At 39.4% G+C, this 20154-nt stretch carries 18 protein-coding genes; 2 read left to right on the top strand and 16 right to left on the bottom strand.

From position 1 onward, the window contains the following. Entirely contained in the window at positions 1-1617 is a 1617-nt protein-coding gene (locus A6M13_RS09940; protein ID WP_066545512.1) for a putative polysaccharide biosynthesis protein, read from the bottom strand. A 269-nt stretch (positions 1618-1886) separates the two neighbouring features. Here A6M13_RS09940 and A6M13_RS09945 point away from each other — a divergent pair, with 269 nt between their 5' ends. Further along, positions 1887-2177, top strand: coding sequence for a hypothetical protein (locus A6M13_RS09945; protein WP_066545514.1), 291 nt, complete (start codon positions 1887-1889; stop codon positions 2175-2177). A gap of 54 nt (positions 2178-2231) precedes the next feature. Here A6M13_RS09945 and mfd read toward each other — a convergent pair whose 3' ends face one another. The 15 genes from mfd to metG form a co-directional block, all read right to left on the bottom strand. Next, positions 2232-5759, bottom strand: coding sequence for a transcription-repair coupling factor (gene mfd / locus A6M13_RS09950; RefSeq protein ID WP_066545516.1), 3528 nt, complete (start codon positions 5757-5759; stop codon positions 2232-2234). Between the two features lie 91 nt (positions 5760-5850). Then, entirely contained in the window at positions 5851-6408 is a 558-nt protein-coding gene (pth, locus tag A6M13_RS09955; protein ID WP_066545519.1) for an aminoacyl-tRNA hydrolase, read from the bottom strand. A gap of 210 nt (positions 6409-6618) precedes the next feature. Then, positions 6619-7272 (bottom strand): 50S ribosomal protein L25/general stress protein Ctc, encoded by a 654-nt coding sequence (locus A6M13_RS09960; protein ID WP_066545522.1) that lies wholly within the window; start codon positions 7270-7272, stop codon positions 6619-6621. A gap of 138 nt (positions 7273-7410) precedes the next feature. After that, complete coding sequence (locus A6M13_RS09965; protein WP_066545524.1) at positions 7411-8370, bottom strand: ribose-phosphate diphosphokinase; 960 nt, start codon at positions 8368-8370, stop codon at positions 7411-7413. A 24-nt stretch (positions 8371-8394) separates the two neighbouring features. After that, on the bottom strand, positions 8395-9759 hold the full coding sequence (glmU, locus tag A6M13_RS09970) for a bifunctional UDP-N-acetylglucosamine diphosphorylase/glucosamine-1-phosphate N-acetyltransferase GlmU (RefSeq protein WP_066545525.1): 1365 nt from the start codon (positions 9757-9759) through the stop codon (positions 8395-8397). A 400-nt stretch (positions 9760-10159) separates the two neighbouring features. Continuing rightward, positions 10160-10468: a septation regulator SpoVG gene (gene spoVG / locus A6M13_RS09975; protein ID WP_066545526.1), complete on the bottom strand. Its 309-nt coding sequence runs from the start codon at positions 10466-10468 to the stop codon at positions 10160-10162. 217 nt (positions 10469-10685) lie between these two features. Continuing rightward, on the bottom strand, positions 10686-11060 hold the full coding sequence (locus tag A6M13_RS09980; RefSeq protein WP_066545532.1) for a RidA family protein: 375 nt from the start codon (positions 11058-11060) through the stop codon (positions 10686-10688). Between the two features lie 3 nt (positions 11061-11063). Beyond that, a complete protein-coding gene (gene purR, locus A6M13_RS09985; RefSeq protein WP_066545539.1) occupies positions 11064-11891 on the bottom strand; it encodes a pur operon repressor in 828 nt (275 codons plus the stop codon). Positions 11892-11951: 60 nt separating this feature from the next. Beyond that, entirely contained in the window at positions 11952-12818 is an 867-nt protein-coding gene (gene ispE, locus A6M13_RS09990) for a 4-(cytidine 5'-diphospho)-2-C-methyl-D-erythritol kinase (RefSeq protein WP_066545542.1), read from the bottom strand. A gap of 194 nt (positions 12819-13012) precedes the next feature. Then, positions 13013-13267, bottom strand: a complete 255-nt coding sequence (veg, locus tag A6M13_RS09995; RefSeq protein ID WP_066545548.1) for a biofilm formation stimulator Veg — start codon at positions 13265-13267, stop codon at positions 13013-13015. A gap of 238 nt (positions 13268-13505) precedes the next feature. Beyond that, positions 13506-14384, bottom strand: coding sequence for a 16S rRNA (adenine(1518)-N(6)/adenine(1519)-N(6))-dimethyltransferase RsmA (gene rsmA, locus A6M13_RS10000; RefSeq protein WP_066545551.1), 879 nt, complete (start codon positions 14382-14384; stop codon positions 13506-13508). Further along, complete coding sequence (gene rnmV / locus A6M13_RS10005; RefSeq protein ID WP_066545554.1) at positions 14377-14940, bottom strand: ribonuclease M5; 564 nt, start codon at positions 14938-14940, stop codon at positions 14377-14379. Before rnmV ends, rsmA begins: the two co-directional genes overlap by 8 nt. Positions 14941-15098: 158 nt before the next feature. After that, on the bottom strand, positions 15099-16307 hold the full coding sequence (locus tag A6M13_RS10010; protein ID WP_066545558.1) for a resuscitation-promoting factor: 1209 nt from the start codon (positions 16305-16307) through the stop codon (positions 15099-15101). Between the two features lie 132 nt (positions 16308-16439). Then, complete coding sequence (locus A6M13_RS10015) at positions 16440-17210, bottom strand: TatD family hydrolase (protein ID WP_066545560.1); 771 nt, start codon at positions 17208-17210, stop codon at positions 16440-16442. Positions 17211-17312: 102 nt separating this feature from the next. Next, positions 17313-19274: a methionine--tRNA ligase gene (gene metG / locus A6M13_RS10020; protein WP_066545563.1), complete on the bottom strand. Its 1962-nt coding sequence runs from the start codon at positions 19272-19274 to the stop codon at positions 17313-17315. A 497-nt stretch (positions 19275-19771) separates the two neighbouring features. On the opposite strand from metG, the gene A6M13_RS10025 reads away from it, so the two are divergent. Further along, positions 19772-20050, top strand: a complete 279-nt coding sequence (locus A6M13_RS10025) for a transition state genes transcriptional regulator AbrB (RefSeq protein ID WP_066545564.1) — start codon at positions 19772-19774, stop codon at positions 20048-20050. Positions 20051-20154: the final 104 nt, after the last annotated feature.

The raw sequence follows: 20154 nt of genomic DNA on the forward strand, positions 1-20154 counted from the left end.
CTACTTTTTACGGTTTAACCATAATTGATATTTTGCCATCTTTCGTCCAAATGGCAACACAAACCATTCTTTATCTGCTAACACTTTTAACTTTGCAACGATTGTAATAAAGACAAATGCTCCAATCGCAATCGATGAACCGCCAATCAATACACCCTCTAGACGTTCACTGAATGAGATGATGTTCTCTGCGATAGAACTCCATCCATAAACAGCCATCGCCATTGCAGCTGACGCGATAAACAGCTTTTTATAATACGATAGCGGTGCGAGACGCATCGGCTTTACGCGCTTTAAATACGCAATCAGCAGAAGCGCAATCGTAAACAAGCCAATATTGCTTGCGACTGCTGCACCAAGTACCCCAAGAAGCGGCACAAGTGTTACGTTACCAATGACTTTTAATAAAAAGCCTATCGCTAAAATTAGCGCTGGTATTTTCAACTTCCCAAAGCCTTGTAGCATCGCTGTAAACGTTAGCGTAATCGACAACGGGATAATTTGTAAGACAAAAATGCTCAGTACAAGCGTTAAGCTATCCGTTTTAAAGAGCATAGTATTAACGTTTGGCATCACTAAAATTAAGCCAAATGCTGCTGCCCATCCAAATAAAATAGATGCACGATATGTGAGCTGTATAAAGCTATCCGCATTCCGTCCCGTCGATTTTTTCGACATGATGGCAACGAGTGGCACAATAACAAGTGATAATGAACTCGCAATGACCACACCGAGCTGTACAAGCGGCTGTCCACGGTCATAAATCCCTTTCGTTTCCTTCGCGACTGTTTCCGTTAAACCACTCTCTAATAACGCGCTGTATACCGTAAATGAGTCGACCATTTGGAAGCATAGTAACACTAAACCACTCATACTGACACTTAAACTATATAATGTTAACTCTTTTACTACTGGCCACACACGTATTTTTTGCTGCTGTTCGACCACTTTTGGGAACAACGCAAAACGTTTAAATAAAAATAACAATAAAATAACACCAATAAATTCACCAATTGCCGTTGCCGCTGTTGCGACTTGCCCTGCATCATATAATGAACCGCTATATTTCATCACAAGCCATGAACCGATTAAAATAATCGATACACGTACTGCTTGCTCGACAATTTGTGCATAGGCGACTGGTTCCATCCGTCCTCTTGCTTGAAAGCTACCTTTTAAAATAGCAAGCACAGGCATACAAAGCACCACAAATGAACCCGTTCGCATAAGCGGTGCTAATTGTGGGTCGCCCATTAAGTTAGCAAGTGTTGATGCACCTGCAAATAAAATCATAAAGCATATCATCGATAAACCAACTAAATACCAAAAAGCAATTTGCATTAGCTGTAAACGCCGTGCTTCACGTGCAGGTATCGTCGGCAACGTATCGGCATCCGCTAATAATTTGGAAATCGCGACGGCAAATCCACTCGCCGTCCATGTCACAAAAATTGATATAAAAGGATACACTTGTTGGTAAATATAAAACCCTTCGTCACCTACTAAGTTTTGAAATGGCACACGATACATTGCACCAAGTATTTTTACAATTAGTGCTGAGATTGTCAGTAACGCAGCACCTTTCATATACCCTTTCATGCCCCAACTATCCGCCATACTTGCGCCTCTTTCTCATGTTTATTCATCGTAACAGTATATCATATCACCCTCTATTCAGTAGATGAATGTTCGCTAACAAATATGTAAGCACATAGACTAGAAAATGACCAATATTTAGTTATTTTTAAGACTGCCTATTGTTTCATGAATAATGATACAGATTTATAGACCTATTCCCTTTGATTCATTTTATGCCAAAGAGGTTTTTACACCTATAAAACCGGAAAAAGATACGTACAATATATGTCCAACAAAGGAGGAGTTCTATGTTTTCTGTTGAACGTATTCCCCCATCACAATCTGCTGTTAAACGTATGCAGTATGCCTATTTAGAGCATCTACATTTGTATCCGACATCGAGCGAGCGCCAGCCAAAAACATCATCGTCCTTTACCGAAGATATGCAAAAAGCGCAATATCCCTCTTCAAAAGAGCATGATTTTTTAGAGAAACGCCAAGCCTTTCACGAACAAGAAGAACTGCTACAGCAAATGAATTATACAAATGGCTTACATTATAGCCAGCTACACAACAAACAGCTATGGGGAGATAAATAATATGACAAAGCGCACATAAAAAGGCTACCAATCAAACGACTGGTAGCCTTTTTATTATGCTTCAACTACTTCAATGCGGTTTTCATAAATGATGTGTATCACATCTTCTAATACATCAAATAATAACTGCGTAGACGGAATATGCTTTTCATCAATCGTCATCACTAATGATTTCGTCGGCGCATCCATGCCAAAGCCAACTGCGCGACCGTATTTATGTGTATCTTGCATCACTTGTGCAACATCGAATGCTTTCGTCGCATGCTCCGTGAAATTAATCGTTATCACTTTTTGCTTTAATTTAATGGCACGTAAACCAATCGATAAGCCCCATGCTTTTAATCGTGCGACACGTAATAAACGTACTGTTTCAGAAGGGACATCGCCGAAGCGGTCGACTAACTCATCGGTAATTTCCACATAATCCGCTTCCGTTTCCATCCCTTTAATACGTTTATACATTTGAATTTTTTGATAGCCATCTGGAATATACGTATCAGGAATATATGCATCCATTGGAATAACAATCTCAATCGGTTGCTTCTCTTCATAATCATCGCCTAGCTGACGTTCTTCAATTGCTTCTTCAAGCATTTGTGAGTATAAATCGAAGCCGACAGAGTCGATAAAGCCGTGTTGCTGTGAACCAAGTAAATCACCGGCTCCGCGAATCGATAAATCGCGCATCGCAATTTTAAAGCCTGAACCAAGCTCCGTAAATTCTTTAATGGCTTGTAAACGCTGCTCAGCGACTTCCGACAGCACTTTTTCACGTTGGTACGTGAAATACGCATACGCCACACGATTGGAACGTCCAACACGTCCGCGTAGCTGATACAGCTGTGATAAGCCCATTTTGTCAGCATCATGCACAATTAGTGTATTGACGTTTGGAATGTCAACGCCCGTTTCAATAATGGTCGTTGTGACAAGTACATCATATTCCCCTTCTAAAAATAACAAGATTACTTCCTCTAGCTCGGTCTCGGTCATACGTCCGTGCGCATAACCAACACGCGCTTCTGGCACAAGCTGCTTAATTTCTTCGACTTTGCTAGCCATTTCCGCAACGCGATTAAATAAGTAAAACACTTGCCCACCACGAGACATTTCACGCTCAATGGCCTCACGAATTAATGCACCGCTATATTCCATGACATATGTTTGTACAGGGAAGCGGTTCGCTGGAGGGGTTTCAATTACTGATAAATCACGTACACCGACCATCGACATATGCAATGTACGCGGAATCGGTGTAGCTGTTAATGTTAAAACATCCACATTTGTTTTTAACTGCTTAATTTTCTCTTTATGTGTAACACCAAAACGTTGCTCTTCATCAACAATTAATAAACCTAAATCTTGATAAACTACATCTTTGGATAATAAACGGTGTGTACCAATGACGATATCAACGGTGCCGTCCTTTAAACCTCTTAATGTTTCGGTTTGCTGCTTACGTGAACGGAAGCGGCTTAATAAACCAACTGTAATCGGGAAGTCCGCAAAGCGCTCTTTCATCGTTTCGAAATGTTGTTGCGCTAAAATCGTTGTCGGTACTAGGAAAGCTACTTGCTTGCCATCCATAATCGCTTTAAACGCTGCACGAATAGCCACTTCGGTTTTGCCGTACCCCACATCACCACATACAAGACGGTCCATTGGTCGCTCACGCTCCATATCCGCCTTCACTTCATGAATCGTACGTAGCTGGTCTTCTGTTTCCTCATATGGGAAGGCTGACTCAAATGCCCGTACGTCATCAGTGTCTGGTGAGAATGCATAGCCTTTTTCCGCTTCACGTTTCGCATAAAGCTTAATTAAATCATCCGCAATGTCATGTACCGCTTTTGTTACCTTCGCTTTTGTACGCTTCCACTCCGTACCACCTAGCTTATGTAGCTTCGGCTCTTTTTCTTCTGACCCTACATATTTTTGAATTAAATCGATTTGTTCAATCGGCACATATAATTTGTCATCACCGCGGTAACGAATGTGTAAATAATCACGATGAATACCGCCCACTTCAACCGTTTCAACGCCAATATATTTACCAATACCGTGCTGGACATGGACGATATAGTCGCCCACTTTCATTTCCGTATAGCTTTTAATTCGTTCTGCATTCGTCATTTTTTGTGGACGTGTGCGTTTTTTCGCTGGTAGCTTAAATAGTTCATCCTCAGTAATAACCGCTAAACGTTGCTGCGTTAGCTCGAAGCCTGCTTTTAAGGGCAAATCAAGCGCATATAGCCCTTTACCATTTGGCATACCCGTCGTAACCGTTACATCATAGTCCCCTAATAACTCGACCATTTTAGCGACACGCTCTTGCCCATCTGCTAAAAACAGTACTGTAAAGCCTTCTGCACGCCAACGTTCCACTTCTTGTTTGAAAAGCGGAATTTGTCCTTGGAACTGCTGCATCGGTTTACAAACAAAGTTCTCTGTTTTTTGGAACGTCATCCCTTGGAATTGACGCGCAAATAACGCAAAATGTACAACCGTTTGACGTAGGCGATGAATTACCTCTTTAAACGTGAAACTCACCTTTACATCATGTACCATTTTGCCTTCTTCAATAAGTGAGATAAACCATTCTTGTTCTTCTCGCTCCCACGCATCCATCACTTCTTGTACACGACCAATTTCATCAATAAACACAATACCATGTGGTGAGAAATAATCGCTGAGTGAGATATCCTCATCATATAAAATAGAGCCGTATTTATTTAAATAGCTCGGAATCATATTTTGACGTAGCTGTTCAATTTCATACGTAATATTTGTCGTGAGCGCTTGCTGTGTATCCGCCGTTTTTACTTTTTTAACACTCTTTGCGAGCGCGTCTTCTAAACGATTCGCAAGCGCCGCCTTTTGTTCCGCCGTAAAAATAAATTCCACCGCTGGCAAAATGCGTACATCTGCTACCTTTTCAATTGAACGCTGGTCTTCTGCAGAAAACGTACGAATAGAATCCACTTCTGTATCAAATAGTTCAATACGAAGTGGATTGTCTTCATATGGTGGATAAATATCAACAATGCCTCCGCGTATGCTAAATTCGCCTGGAGATGTTACCATTTCAACGCGTGTATAGCCCATTACTAATAGCTGTTCGGTCCAGTACACTAAATCGATGTCCCGTCCGACTGAAGTGGTCAGTACATATTCTTTCCATACTGTAGCTGGCATTAGCGGTTTACGCATCCCCGCTACTGGTAGCACATAAATCCCTACCTTTTGATGAGCTAACGCATCTAGTGTCACAATACGTTGTGCTCTTAACTCTGGACTTGACATTGTCATGTCAGCAGCGATAAATTCATCAGCTGGATAGTAATAAACATGTTGTTGTCCAATTAGCGCTTGAAAATCTTCGACTAATCGTTGTGCTTGTAATAAATTAGATGTCACTACATACACCGGTTTTTGTAACACTGTATATGCTGTTTCCATCATTGCTGGACGAGCCGCTCCGGTTAAACCTGTCACTAAATGATGAAGTCCGTTTTGTTCCAATGATGTAATAAATGAGCGAATATGTTTATCATCATATAAAAGTTGCGTTAAAGCTTCCATGTAAAATGAAAAGCCCCCTCTCTGAAATCCTCTATACGTATATGCATAAAAGGAGTTGCTTCGATAATGAACAACTCCTTACATGAACTATTTAATTAAATTCATTCATCACGTCAACGAATGATTTTTTTAACGATGTTTCAACCGCTGCGACACTTTTTTGAATCGCATCTGTTACAATCGGAGCATCTTCTTTCGAAAACTTCGCTAATACATAATCAGATACTTTCATGCCTGCAGGTGGTCGGCTCACACCAACGCGAATACGATTAAATTGCTGTGTACCTAAATGTTGGATTAACGATTTAATGCCGTTATGTCCACCAGCACTACCTTTTTGACGCAAGCGTAATTTGCCTGTTTCTAAATCTAAATCATCATAAATCACAATAATATCTTCTACATCAATATCAAAATACTCCATTAACGGGCGTACACATTCGCCAGATAAATTCATATATGTTAATGGTTTTAGTAAAATGACTTTTCCTTCTGGACGGTGCACGGTCGCATACATGCCATTAAATTTTGACTGTGTTAGTGGTGCATTCCATTCCTTTGCAAGTGCATCAATCACTTCAAAGCCAATGTTATGTCGTGTATATTCATATGGTTTCCCTGGATTGCCAAGACCAATAATTAGTTTCATTGTCGTTTTTCACGCCTCTATCATTATTATAATCGTAGCTTATTTTATCATAAATTGATGGCAATATGGTTGTTTTATGTTTTATCCACCAAAAACATCACATAAAAAGACCGTGCACAAAAAAGAAAGCACCGACGAAAAATACATGATTTTTCGTCGGTGCTTCGCATACTATTTTAGACGATAACTGCTTTACAAAACAGCTAAAGATTAATCTTCGCGACCTGGTTTTTCAGGGTCTAATTTCTCGCCTACTGCTTCCACATCATCGGCTGTTAAGTTCGCCTCATCACCATCAGTTTCTTCAGCTTGTGGTGTTGGTGGTGTCACAGTTGCAACTGTATAGTCATCCTCATTTAAGACATCAAATGAGATTTTGTCGCGCACATCCGCTAACGCCAATGTGTCACCTACACCTAAATCGGTTACATCAATTTCAATTGTATCTGGAATATCTGAAGGCTTCACACGAATTTTCAGTGTTAAGTTTGGCTGTGTTAATACGCCACCTTCTCGTACACCTACTGAATCACCAACGATTGCAATCGGTACATCCACTTCTAATTCTTCTTTCATATTAATAGAAAGTAAGTCAAAGTGTTTTACCGTCCCTTTTAACGCATCACGCTGGATATCCGTAATGATCGCATTATACGTAGTGCCTTCTACATCGATTTTAAAAATATTGTTAATGCCGTGGCGTTGCACTTCTCGTGCCATCTCACGGTATTCAAAATATAAAGGTGTTGTTTCATTTACGTTAAAGCCATAAATGACACTTGGCAACTTACCTTCTTGTCTTAATTGGGTTAGTATTGATCGACTCCCAGTTTCTCGCTTTGTTGCTGAAATTACTGTACTCATCCTTCATAGTCCCCTTTCAGTCTAGAACTTTTTATTTTTGCCATATTATATATGTACCCACTGTTAATATTTTTAAACATTGACGGACACAAAAAGCCCTCTCAATCAATGGATTGAGAGGGCAGTCTATATTAGAAATTAGTCAAATAAAATACTTACAGATTTGTTTTCGTATACGCGAGAAATTGCATCCGCCATTAATTTCGCTACTGAAAGCTCCACAATTTTAGGTGATTTTTTCTCTTCTGATAATTGAATTGTGTTTGTTACCACTAATTCTTTAATAACAGAGTTGTCGATACGCTCGATAGCTGGGCCCGATAAGACTGGGTGTGAACAAGAAGCGTATACTTCTTTTGCGCCAGCTTCTTTTAAGGCGTTAGCGCCGATTGTAATTGTACCTGCAGTATCAATGATATCATCGATTAAGATACAAATTTTACCATCAACATTACCAACGATGTTCATTACTTCCGCAACGTTTGGCTTCGGACGGCGTTTGTCGATAATTGCGATCGGTGCTTTTAAGCGCTCCGCTAATTTACGAGCACGAGTTACGCCACCGTGGTCAGGAGATACTACAACGATATCTTCTGAGTTAAAGCCTTTAGTAGAGAAGTAGTCACCAATTAACGGTACTGCTACTAAGTGGTCGATTAAAATATCGAAGAAACCTTGAATTTGTGGTGCGTGTAAATCTAATACGATTACACGAGTTGCACCAGCTGTTTCTAAAAGGTTTGCAACTAATTTTGCTGTGATTGGCTCACGAGCACGAGCTTTACGGTCTTGACGAGCATACCCGTAGTAAGGCATTACAACGTTGATTGTGCGTGCAGACGCACGTTTAACAGCATCAATCATAATTAAAAGTTCCATTAAATGTTCGTTTACCGGTGCAGAAGTTGATTGCACGATAAATACATCACAACCACGGATGCTTTCTTCAATGCTAATTTGTACTTCACCATCAGAAAAAGTTTTTACTGAAGATTTACCAAGTTCAATGCCCATTTCTTTAGCGATTTCTTGAGCAAGTGGATTGTTAGAGTTTAATGAAAAAAGTTTTAATTTTGAGTCAGCATATTGATACGGCATGACGGCCTCCTGAATTATAAATTATTATTTTAATTTCTTTGCATAGTCTAATTTGTTATCTTGACGAGCACGAGCAATAGCAAGTGCATCTTCTGGAACATCTTTTACAATTGTTGAGCCAGCTGCAACAAATGCACCTTTTCCAACAGTTACAGGTGCTACTAAGTTTGAGTTACAGCCGATGAACGCGTCATCTTCAATCACTGTTTCAAATTTATTTTTCCCGTCGTAATTTACTGTAATTGAACCACAGCCAATATTAACGTTCGCACCAACTTTTGCATCACCAATATAGCTTAAGTGTGACACTTTCGCACCGTCTTTTAACACGCTCTTCTTCACTTCAACAAAGTTACCAATTTTCACTTCGTTGCCTAAGTCAGATTGTGGACGTAAATGTGCAAATGGGCCAACTGCTGTATGGTCGCCAACTTTGCTTTCTGTCACAACAGAATTTTTCACAGTTGTTGCATTGCCAATTGTGCTATCAGTAATTTGGCTATTTGGGCCGATGATACAATCTTCGCCAATAACTGTTTTACCTTCGATAACTACGCCTGGCTTTAACACTGTATCACGACCAATTACTGCATCTGCGCTAATTGATGTGCTACCTGGTGATAAAATCGTGACACCGTTACGCATATGTAGCTCTTGGATACGCGCTTGCATAAGTGTTTCTGCTTCAGCTAGTGCTACGCGGTCATTGACACCGAGTGTTTCACTAAAATCAGGTGTTACATGTGCTGTAACGACTTCACCTTGCTTTTGTAAAATTTCAATAACATCCGGTAAATAGTATTCACCTTGTGCATTGTCATTTCCAACAAGCTTTAATGTTTCAAATAATGCTTTATTATCAAAACAATACGTACCTGTATTAATTTCAGTGACAAGCTTTTGCTCTTCAGTTGCGTCTTTTTGCTCAACGATTTGCGCGACTTGACCCGCTTCATCGCGAATAATACGACCATAGCCTGTTGGATTTTCAGCAACAGCTGTTAAAATTGTTGCTTTCGCATTTAACTCATTGTGATGAGCTAATAATGCTTGCATCGTTTCAGGACGAATTAATGGTGTATCTCCACAAATAACAAGCGTCGTTCCTTCTAAGTTACCTAAAGCGCTTTCAGCTTGTTGTACCGCATGCGCAGTACCTAGCTGTTCAGCTTGTAATGCGTATTCGCTTTTTTCGCCTAATTGCTCTTTCACCATTTCGGCACCGTGACCAACAATTGTAACAATACGCTCTACATCTAAAGAATGAATGTTATCAACAACATGTTGTACCATTGGTTTGCCGCATACCGGGTGAAGCACTTTATATAATTTAGACTTCATACGTGTACCTTGACCTGCAGCCAAAATAACTGCGTAAATGTTAGTCATGCTAAGTCCTCCAATACGCTCTTTTTCTATTATGACTATAAAGCAAACGTAGTGATATTTCAAGTTGTTATACGTGCAATGGTAGAGGTCAAATAGCGCCATTTCATAGATTATGGATGAAAAAACGCAGAAAAAACTACTTAGGCATAATAAATGAAGAAAGCAATCTTTCGCTTAGTCGAGCAATCTTTCGCTTAAAGAGGTATGACTTTGCGTTATTTATAATATAAGAATGTTCAGTTATTTGAACAAAAACCATAAAGGTCTGACTTTTAACAAATGATGACATATTGTTATGTTTTCCAAAGTAACGCTTGTTTAATTGGCAGATGTACACAAATAAAACGCGTTCTTTCAGTTGACTGAAAGAGCGCGTTTTATTTCATCCTATGTATAATTGTTATACTTCTGTTAGCACAGGCTCCAGCGTCTCTTCAATCGAAGAAGCTTCTGTTGTTTCCGCCTCTGCATACGCTGCTAAAATTTTATCTTGAATTTTCGCGCGCATTTCTACGTTGATTGGGTGAGCTACATCACGGAACTCGCCATCTTTCGTACGTTTGCTTGGCATTGCGACAAACAAACCATTATTACCATCAATTACGCGTAAATCATGTACAACGAATGCATCGTCTAATGTAATTGAGACAATCGCGCGCATGCGGCCCTCTGTTTCTACTTTACGTAAACGGATATTTGTTACCTCCATTTATGACACCATCCTTACTACTTAATGTTTTGTACATGTATTAGTTCGGCATTCCTATAGCATTATCCTGCTATACTTAAATATTTTTTATATATTTTGGAATTTAAGGTAATTATAGTTCGAAATACGAAACAACTTATGCATGTTAAAGCCTCATATTTTTAGCTTCTACACGACAAAAAAACTGCTAGGCATGTTGCCTAGCAGTAGCATACTATTATTTTACTAAAGCAATAACTTCAATTTCTACTTTCACGTCTTTTGGTAAACGTGCTACTTCTACAGCAGAACGTGCTGGCTTATGCGTACCAAAGTGAGACGCATACACTTCATTCATGTCTGCAAAGTCGTTCATATCCTTCATAAATACCGTAGTTTTTACAACTTGGTCTAATGAAGAACCGGCTTCTTTTAACACAGCCTTTAAGTTTTCAAATACTTGGTTCGTTTGTGCTGTAATGTCGCCATCTACTAACTCGCCTGCTGCTGTTAGTGGAATTTGACCTGATGAATAAAACATGTTGTTCACGATAATGCCTTGAGCATATGGCCCAATTGCTGCTGGTGCGTTGTTTGTTGAAACTGCCTTCATAATTTAGTCTCTCTCCTTAGAAAAAAAGTTTCCTTCACTTAAAGCAATAGTACGGTCTTTCTCGTTTACTTCATGTAGCTTCACAAGTGAATAGTAATCATCTACAAGCGTTTCATCTGCATGCTCCGCCTCAACAAGTACCGCGATACCTGCTAAGTCACATTCAAATTCCTCGAGTAAATTTTTCATGCCATTCATTGTACCGCCAACTTTCATAAAGTCATCGGTAATTAAAACACGTTGTCCACTTTTCATGCTACGTTTTGATAATACCATTGTTTGAATTCTTCTTGAAGAGCCTGATACATAATTTATGCTGACTGTTGAGCCTTCTGTTACTTTGCTATCGCGACGCACAACAACGACCGGTACATTTAAATGACGCGCAATTGCATGTGCAATCGAAATGCCTTTCGTTGCTACGGTCATAATGACATCAATTTGCTGATCTGCAAACGCTGTTGCAAATACTTTGCCGACACGATTCATCAATTCTGCGTTCCCTAATAAATCGGTCATAAATAAATAACCACCTGGTAATAGACGGTCCGATTGGCTAAGTTCCGCAATCATTTCATCAATGACATAACGGATTTCCTGCTCTGACATGTTCGGTATGTATTTCACGCCACCAGCTGCGCCAGGAACAGTTACTAATTGCCCGATACCTTTTTCTTCAAATGTTTCCTTCACAATCGTTAAATCCTCACTAATCGACGACTTTGCAGATTGATAAAGATCCGAAAAATACGTTAACGGGATTAATTGATGTGGATGTTCAAGCAAATAGTGCGTCATATCGACTAATCGTTCACTACGCTTCCATTTCATACTAACCCTCTCCTAAAAATTACGAATATTTTATACGTACGTTATCATAATTGTACGGTTTTAAGCAAGCGGATTCCGTTCACCAACGAGACGAATTGTGTAAACCTCATCACAGAACCCTTTTAACCCATTATAAATACGGCTCACACGTGCTTCATGTTCCACTAATCCAAAGACAGTTGGACCGCTGCCACTCATTAATACAGCATCTGCGCCAAAACGCTTCATTTGCTCTTTAATAATGGCTACTTCTGGATGCATGTTTAATGTAACATCTTCTAAAACATTACCGATATTTTGACACATTGCCGCAAAGTCACCTGCATGAATAGCATCAATCATACCTTGTGTGTTTGGATGTGTGATGCCTGAAACGTTTAAATTGCCGTATACTTCTGCAGTAGATACGCCAATAGATGGTTTCGCAAGTACAACCCAACAAGCAGGTGGTGCAGGTAATTCTTGAATTTTCTCGCCGCGCCCTGTCGCTAGTGCCGTACCGCCATATACGCAAAAGGATACGTCAGAACCAACTTTTGCTCCTAGCTCCGCTAATGTGTCTAAACTTAAATTTAAATTCCATAGCTCATTTAAGCCACGTAATGTCGCTGCCGCATCACTACTACCACCAGCCAATCCTGCTGCGATTGGAATTTCCTTTTCAATTGAAATTGATACACCTTGTGAAATACCATACGTATCCTTTAATACTTTCGCTGCTTGATACGCTAAATTACGGTGGTCATTCGGTACGAAACGATCTGCTGATAAAATGACAATATCTTCGTCATTTCGTAACTCTAAACCGATACGGTCTGCTAAATCGACCGTTGTCATAATCATTTCTACTTCATGATACCCATCTGGACGCTTGTGTAATACATCAAGTGTTAAGTTAATTTTCGCTGGTGCCTTTACATAAAGCATGTTTTCTTCCTCCTGCCAATAAGGAAACTACTCGATAGTGCGTTGTCCTCTATTCATGTGTTCTATTTTACCATAGAAACGTTGAATCTATCGCCAGAAAGCTAGTTGTTTTTTCCAACTATCTACAACATAAAAAACACTCATGCTAAATAGCAATGAGTGCAATTTATGTAAATCATATAAATCAAAACAAATTACTTCGCTGCAATAATCTTTTCTTCAAAAGTGATTTCCACAGCTTCCGTTAAAATATCTGTATAGCTATACGAGACACGTTTTGTTGTGTTATCGTCTTGATCGAGTTCTACGACAAAAATCGCTCGGTACGTATCATATAATACACCTGTACACTCGACGGTTTTCTTGCGACCACCATTTGCTTTTAATTGCAAACGTTCACCCAAATGACTATCTAACGACTTTTTAATGTCAGCTAATGTTTTTGGCATTTTCGCATACACCTCACTAATACATAGTATATTACGAAAAGTTAATTTTGTCAATAAAATATAATATTATAATATTGGATGTATACGTTGTCAATTATTTTTGCATATATTTCAGCAGTTTTCTTCTATTCTATCGTCAAAACGATGACGCGCATGTAAATTTTGGCTATATGTACTAAAAAAGCGATCGTTACAGCCTTTATTAGGCATGCACCGACCGCTGTTCATCATATGATTATCATGCGAAATGTGGGTGTAAAGCGTCTGCTAAACGACCAAATTCTTGAATCGATAATGTTTCACCGCGACGTTTCGGATCAATTTCTGCTGCTTCTAATGCTGCTAAAATCTCATCCTTTTTGGCTTTACCATTTTGTAGTCCTGCTTGTAAGTTGTTGAAGATTGTTTTACGGCGTTGTACAAATGAAGCGCGTGTGACAACAAATAAAAAGTCCTCATCAATCACTGTTACTGGTGGCTCGTTATGACGAATTAAACGAATAACCGCTGAATCGACATTCGGCTGTGGCATAAATACCGTTTTCGGTACAATCATGGCAACTTCCGCTGTGCAGTAGTATTGAATCGCAATTGATAGTGAACCGTATTCCTTCGTACCTGGTTTTGCTGTAATACGATCCGCTACTTCCTTTTGCATCATGACAACGAAGCCACGAATTGGTAAACGGTCATTTAATAGCTTCATTAAAATCGGTGTCGTTACATAATATGGTAAGTTTGCAACTACCATAATGTCATCTACATCTGCCATCTTCTCAGCAATAACCGCTTCTACATCTGCTTTTAAAATATCTGAATGGACAATGGTTACGTTGTCATATGGGCTCAGTGTATCTTCTAATACCGGTAATAAGCGTTGGTCAATTTCAAATGACACAACCTTTTTCGCACCACGTGCTAAGTGTTCCGTTAATGCGCCAATACCAGGTCCTACCTCAATTGCACCACTGTTCTCTGTTAAATACGCATGTGATACGATATTGCGCAAAATATTTGGGTCAATTAAAAAGTTTTGTCCTAAACTCTTTTTAAATGAAAATCCGTACTTCTCTAAAATCTCTTTTGTTCGCACCGGTGTGGCGATATCTTTATACATTCTGTTCCTCCTGCTCAATAATGTGCATCGCCTCAACAAATTGTTCAACAGTAATCTTGAACATTTGCAAGCGCTTATGCAGCTGTTTGCCATTTGTGGCACCAATATTTAAAATGTCGCCTAAGCGGTCACGTCGCGCCTTTGCACTCGGATGACCAATCAGCTTCGCATACATTAAATCTTCACGTGTAATCTCTTCGACAAGCATCGTTGTCGTTGTCGTATAAACATTGGCTAACGCCTCACGAATATCTTCGTCACTCGCATGTTCAATGCCTACCTTTTTACCATTTTTCGCAATCGCTTTACGCTTCGCTAAAAACGCATGCTTTACATCAGGTACCGCCTGCTCAATTATCGCGCGAATACGACGTCCTGGGTAATCGGGGTCGGTAAATACAATGACGCCTCGCAGCTGCTGTGCATGTGCAATACGACGTAATGTTTCCTCTGAAATGGCCGAACCATTCGTTTCAATCGTATCTGCATCGACTGCGCGCTGAACAGCAATCGTATCATCTTTTCCTTCAACAACGATAAATTCTTGAATACGCAATATGTCGTTCCTCTTTCCTCGTTCTAACTTGATGCTCTGACTTATTTTACAACTGTCTTTTCGTTGTGTCCAATAACTATGTGCGCATGAAGAAAGGCGTGTTCGGAACATGTCGTCCAAACGCGCCTCCTTATGGCTCATTACTATGCGTCGTTTCCTTAATCTAATACTTTAATGCGCACAGTTTTACGCCCCCATGCATACGCTTGCTCAACATGTGGCATAAATAAGTCAATTTTATTTCCTTTAATGGCACCGCCCGTATCACCAGCAATTGCATAACCGTAACCTTCCACCCACACTTTTGAACCGAGTGGAATGACAGACGGGTCTACTGCAATAACCTTTAAATGAGGGTTAGCTTTTAAATCAATACCTGTTGCTGTCGTACCTGAACAACCGTTACAGCTTGCTGTGTACGCTGTTGCAGATACATAGAACTCGCGCCCTTCACCAGATGCTTCGCTCGTTTCACTACGAGACACAGAAGCTAAGACGACTTTCGTTCCAACTGCAACGACTTCCGTTTTTGGTGCTTCGACAATTTTTTCAGTACGTAATGTACGAGATACTTCTTTGCCGTTTTCTAGCACTACTTCATATGTACGCGCTACTGTTCCTTTAGAACCTTCTTGTACAATCTTTTCTTTCCCTTTTAGTAGAGTGTCATCATTTTTGGTTTCTACCGCAAAATCAATCGAGTCCTCAACTACATCGGTAACCTTTTCTACGCGAACTACTGCGATTTCTTGTCCAGGGATAATTGTTTCCTCTAGCTTACTTTCGACACGATCGAGTTCTCCCAATTGAACTCCTTGTTGTTTTAAAAAGTTAGCGACCGTAGTCGAAGTGGACCATACTTGTGTAGATGTTGTTCGATCTACCAGTGTTACCTGAAACGCTTTTTGAATGTCAATTTGACCGTCTTCGTCCAATTCAGCCTCTAAGCGATGTGAGACCACATCATGCTCAGTCACTTCAATTTGTGCCTGTGCCAAAATATCTTTCACTAAGTTTTCAGTTGTCCAAACGCTTGACTTTAATCCGTCAACTGAAATAAATACTTCTCTTGCCTGTTCCCAATCAATTACCGTTCCAACGGCAATTGTGGTGTCCAGTGAGGGGTTTACGTAATCGTGTTCTGAAACTTCGATGCCTTGCTCGGCTAAAGCTTCACTCACGGTATTTGCATGTGTAGTAAATTGTGTAATATTCCCGTCGACATGTAATTCGACAGACTTCTTCGTGCCCTCATAAAGCACAAATCCTATAACCGAAACAAACAGTACAATGCTTAATAAGCTCACAACCGTTTGTTTATTCCTCAATGAACGAGAGAACAGATTTTTCATGGAATCCTTTTGCATGAAAAACGCCTCCTTAATACTCGGTGAATTATACGGGGTACTTTTCGCACTGTCAACTGTCATGTATTTGACAGTCGTTAAGAACATTGCGCTAATCCGCATCAAACATAAGTAGGAGACGCTTTCTAGATTTTATGAAATTTTAAAAAACTTTAAGGCATTCGCCGTTGTTACACGTGCAATTTCCTCTACTGGAAGCTCTTTTAATCGTGCAATTTCCTCAGCTACAAGGACGACATGCGCTGGCTCATTTCGCTTCCCACGATACGGGTGTGGCGTTAAATACGGTGCGTCTGTTTCAATGAGTAAATACTCTAATTCAATCTCTGTTGCGACCTCTTTTGGCTGACGCGCATTTTTAAATGTTACCGGTCCGCCAAGGCTAATCATAAAGTTCATATTGATACACTCACGCGCTGTTTCGACACTACCACTATAACTATGCATAATGCCACCTACTGCTTGTGCATCTTCTTCTTTTAAAATTTGTACAACATCACCTGTTGCTTCACGATTATGAATAATAATCGGCAAGTCGAGCTTTTTCGCTAATTGAATCTGCTTACGGAACCAATATTGCTGCACATCTTTTGGCGACTTATCCCAATAGTAATCTAAGCCTGTCTCCCCAATTCCAACCACTTTCGGATGCTTCGCTAACTCTTCAATCCACGCTAAATAATCATCGGTACAATCAATTGCATCTACCGGATGCCAACCGATAACCGCATAAATGAAATCATACGTCTCAATTAACTGCATCGCACGTTTAATCGTCACTTCATCAAAGCCAATCACAACCATACGCTCAACTTTTGCTGCTAGCGCACGGTCGATTACCTCTTGTAAATCTTCATCCCAATACTGGTCTGCATTCAAATGCACATGCGTATCAATAAACATCATTATTCTCCTTTACTTTAATAGCGTCATTTTACTATCTTAATATAACTTAAAACTAACAACAGCCTGCGAAGTAATATTACTTCAGCAGGCTGCGTCGAATTACTTCACTTTTGCGCCGTTTTCTAATTTAGGATCCACTGTTGCTAATGTTAAAACATCGTCATGAGAACCTGCTAAAATCATCCCTTGCGATAGCTCACCACGTAATTTAACTGGCTTTAAGTTCGCTACAACGATTACTTTTTGACCGATTAATTGCTCTGGTGTGTAATACTTCGCAATACCCGACACGACTTGACGTTGCTCGTATCCTAAATCCACTTGTAGCTTTAATAATTTATCTGCTTTTGGCACTGGCTCACAAGCAATTACCGTTGCAACACGTAAATCCACTTTCATGAAATCATCAATTGAAATTTCCGGTACATCTTCTTTTTCAACCGCTGTCACTACTGGTTCTGGCTGCTTTACTGAACCTTGCATTTGCTCGCGAATATATGTGACTTCCTCTTCTTTATCCAGGCGAGGGAAAATAGGTGTTCCTTTTTCTACCACTTTTACATTGTCAGCAATAGTATTTCCGAACACTGTTAATGTATCCCAAGCAAGCATGTCTTCTGACAAGCCTAATTGCTCTGTAATACGTTTCGGTGCTGATGTCATAAATGGTTGTAACATTACTGCGATATAACGTAAGCTTTCCGCTAAGTTTTTCATTACTGAACCTAACTTTTTACGGTCCGCTTCGTCTTTTGCTAATACCCATGGTTGTGTTTCATCAATATATTTATTCGTACGAGAGATTAGTGACCATAAGTCTGCTAATACAACACTAAATTGCATTTTCTCCATACTTTCTTCATATTTAACACGTACATTTTGTGCAAAGTCGATTAACGCTTTGTCGAATTCTGTTTCTTCCACATCTGTTGATGGAATAACGCCGTCGAAGTATTTATTAATCATCGACACCGTACGATTTAATAAGTTTCCTAAATCGTTTGCTAAATCGAAGTTTGTACGCTCAACGAATGATTCTGGTGAGAATACACCGTCTGAACCAAATGGAAGCTCACGTAATAAGAAATAACGTGTCGCATCTAAGCCGTAACGTTCGATTAACATTTCAGGATACACAACATTGCCTTTTGATTTCGACATTTTACCGTCTTTCATCATAATAAAGCCGTGTGCAAATACTTTTTTCGGTAATGGTAAATCAAGTGCCATTAAGAAAATTGGCCAATAAATCGTATGGAAGCGCACGATGTCTTTCCCGACAACATGTACATCTGCTGGCCAGTATTTATTAAATAACTCATCGTTATCTGTACCGTAACCTAATGTCGTAATATAGTTTGATAAGGCGTCTACCCATACATAAATGATGTGCTTCGCATCACCTGGTACACGAATCCCCCAGTCAAATGATGTACGTGACACCGATAAATCTTCAAGACCTGGCTTAATGAAGTTGTTAATCATTTCATTTTTACGTGATTCTGGCTCGATGAAATCAACATGGTCTTCATAGTATTGTAATAAGCGGTCTGCGTATTTCTTCATATTAAAGAAGTATGACTCTTCTTTTACTAATTGAACGTCACGACCACAATCCGGACACTTGCCATCTACTAATTGTTTCTCTGTAAAATATGATTCACATGGCACACAGTACCAGCCTTCATATTCACCTTTATAAATATCACCGTTATCTAAAAACTTCTTGAAAATCTTTTCAACTGTTTCTGTATGACGCTTTTCTGTCGTTTGAATAAAGTCATCATATGAGATGTCCATTAACTGCCATAGCTCTTTCGCTGCTGCCGCAATTTCGTCTACATATACTTTCGGCTCTTTTCCTGCTTCTGCTGATTTTTCTTGGATTTTTTGTCCATGCTCATCCATACCTGTTTGGAAACGTACATCAAACCCACGTAAACGTTTGTAACGTGCCATCGCATCTGATGCTACTGTTGTGTAGGCTGTCCCAATATGAAATTTGCCACTTGGATAATAAATCGGTGTCGTAATATAAAATGTATTGTTTTGTTCGCTCACCTGTATGCGCTCCTTTGTTTCGATATAATACCTATTCTATAGAAGTCGTAATTACGTTTCAATGAAACATTCTTTTGAAATGCACTTTTCAGCATAATTTCTCTGTCTTTTTTGTCGAAATTTCTTCTATTAAACATGAAAAAAATAAAGATGTACATATTTTCACCATTATTGTATGTCGAATATAACAAGCAATGTATATTAATTAGTTCGACAAAGGAAATAAATTCGACAATTAGGCATTTTGTCGAATTTGTAACGCTTCAAAAAAAACTTTAATTACCAACTTTATAACTATTTTTAACATATTGTGTTAATTAATGGTCAAAAAGGGTAAATTAATATTTGTAAAGGTCAAAAAAATTGTTTACCTTTCTCATAAGTACTAAATTATTGACGTTTATGGCATTAGTTGGTATGATACTTGGTAGACAAGATTACAATGTCGAATTTTGACGAAATGTATATTATAACATATATTAGGAGGACTACTATTTATGAAATCAACAGGAATTGTACGTAAAGTGGACGAACTAGGACGTGTAGTTATTCCGATCGAATTACGCCGTACATTAGGCATCGCTGAAAAAGACGCTTTAGAAATTTATGTGGATGACGACAAAATCATCTTAAAAAAATATATGCCTAACATGACATGTGCAGTAACTGGCGAAGTGTCTGATGATAACTTCCGCTTAGTTGGCGGTAAATTAATCCTTAGCCCAGAAGGCGCAGAACAATTAGTGAACGAAATTCAATCACACTTAAAGAAATAAATTCTTATTTAAAGCGCTCTGTAACCAATTACATAGTGCTTGATATAAGCATTTAATTCGCCAAAAACCCCAAGTGAAATTCACGTTATTCGTGAAACAGCCAC

Origin of the sequence: Caryophanon tenue (assembly GCF_001700315.1) — a bacterium.
Classification (GTDB): Bacteria; Bacillota; Bacilli; order Bacillales_A; family Planococcaceae; genus Caryophanon; species Caryophanon tenue.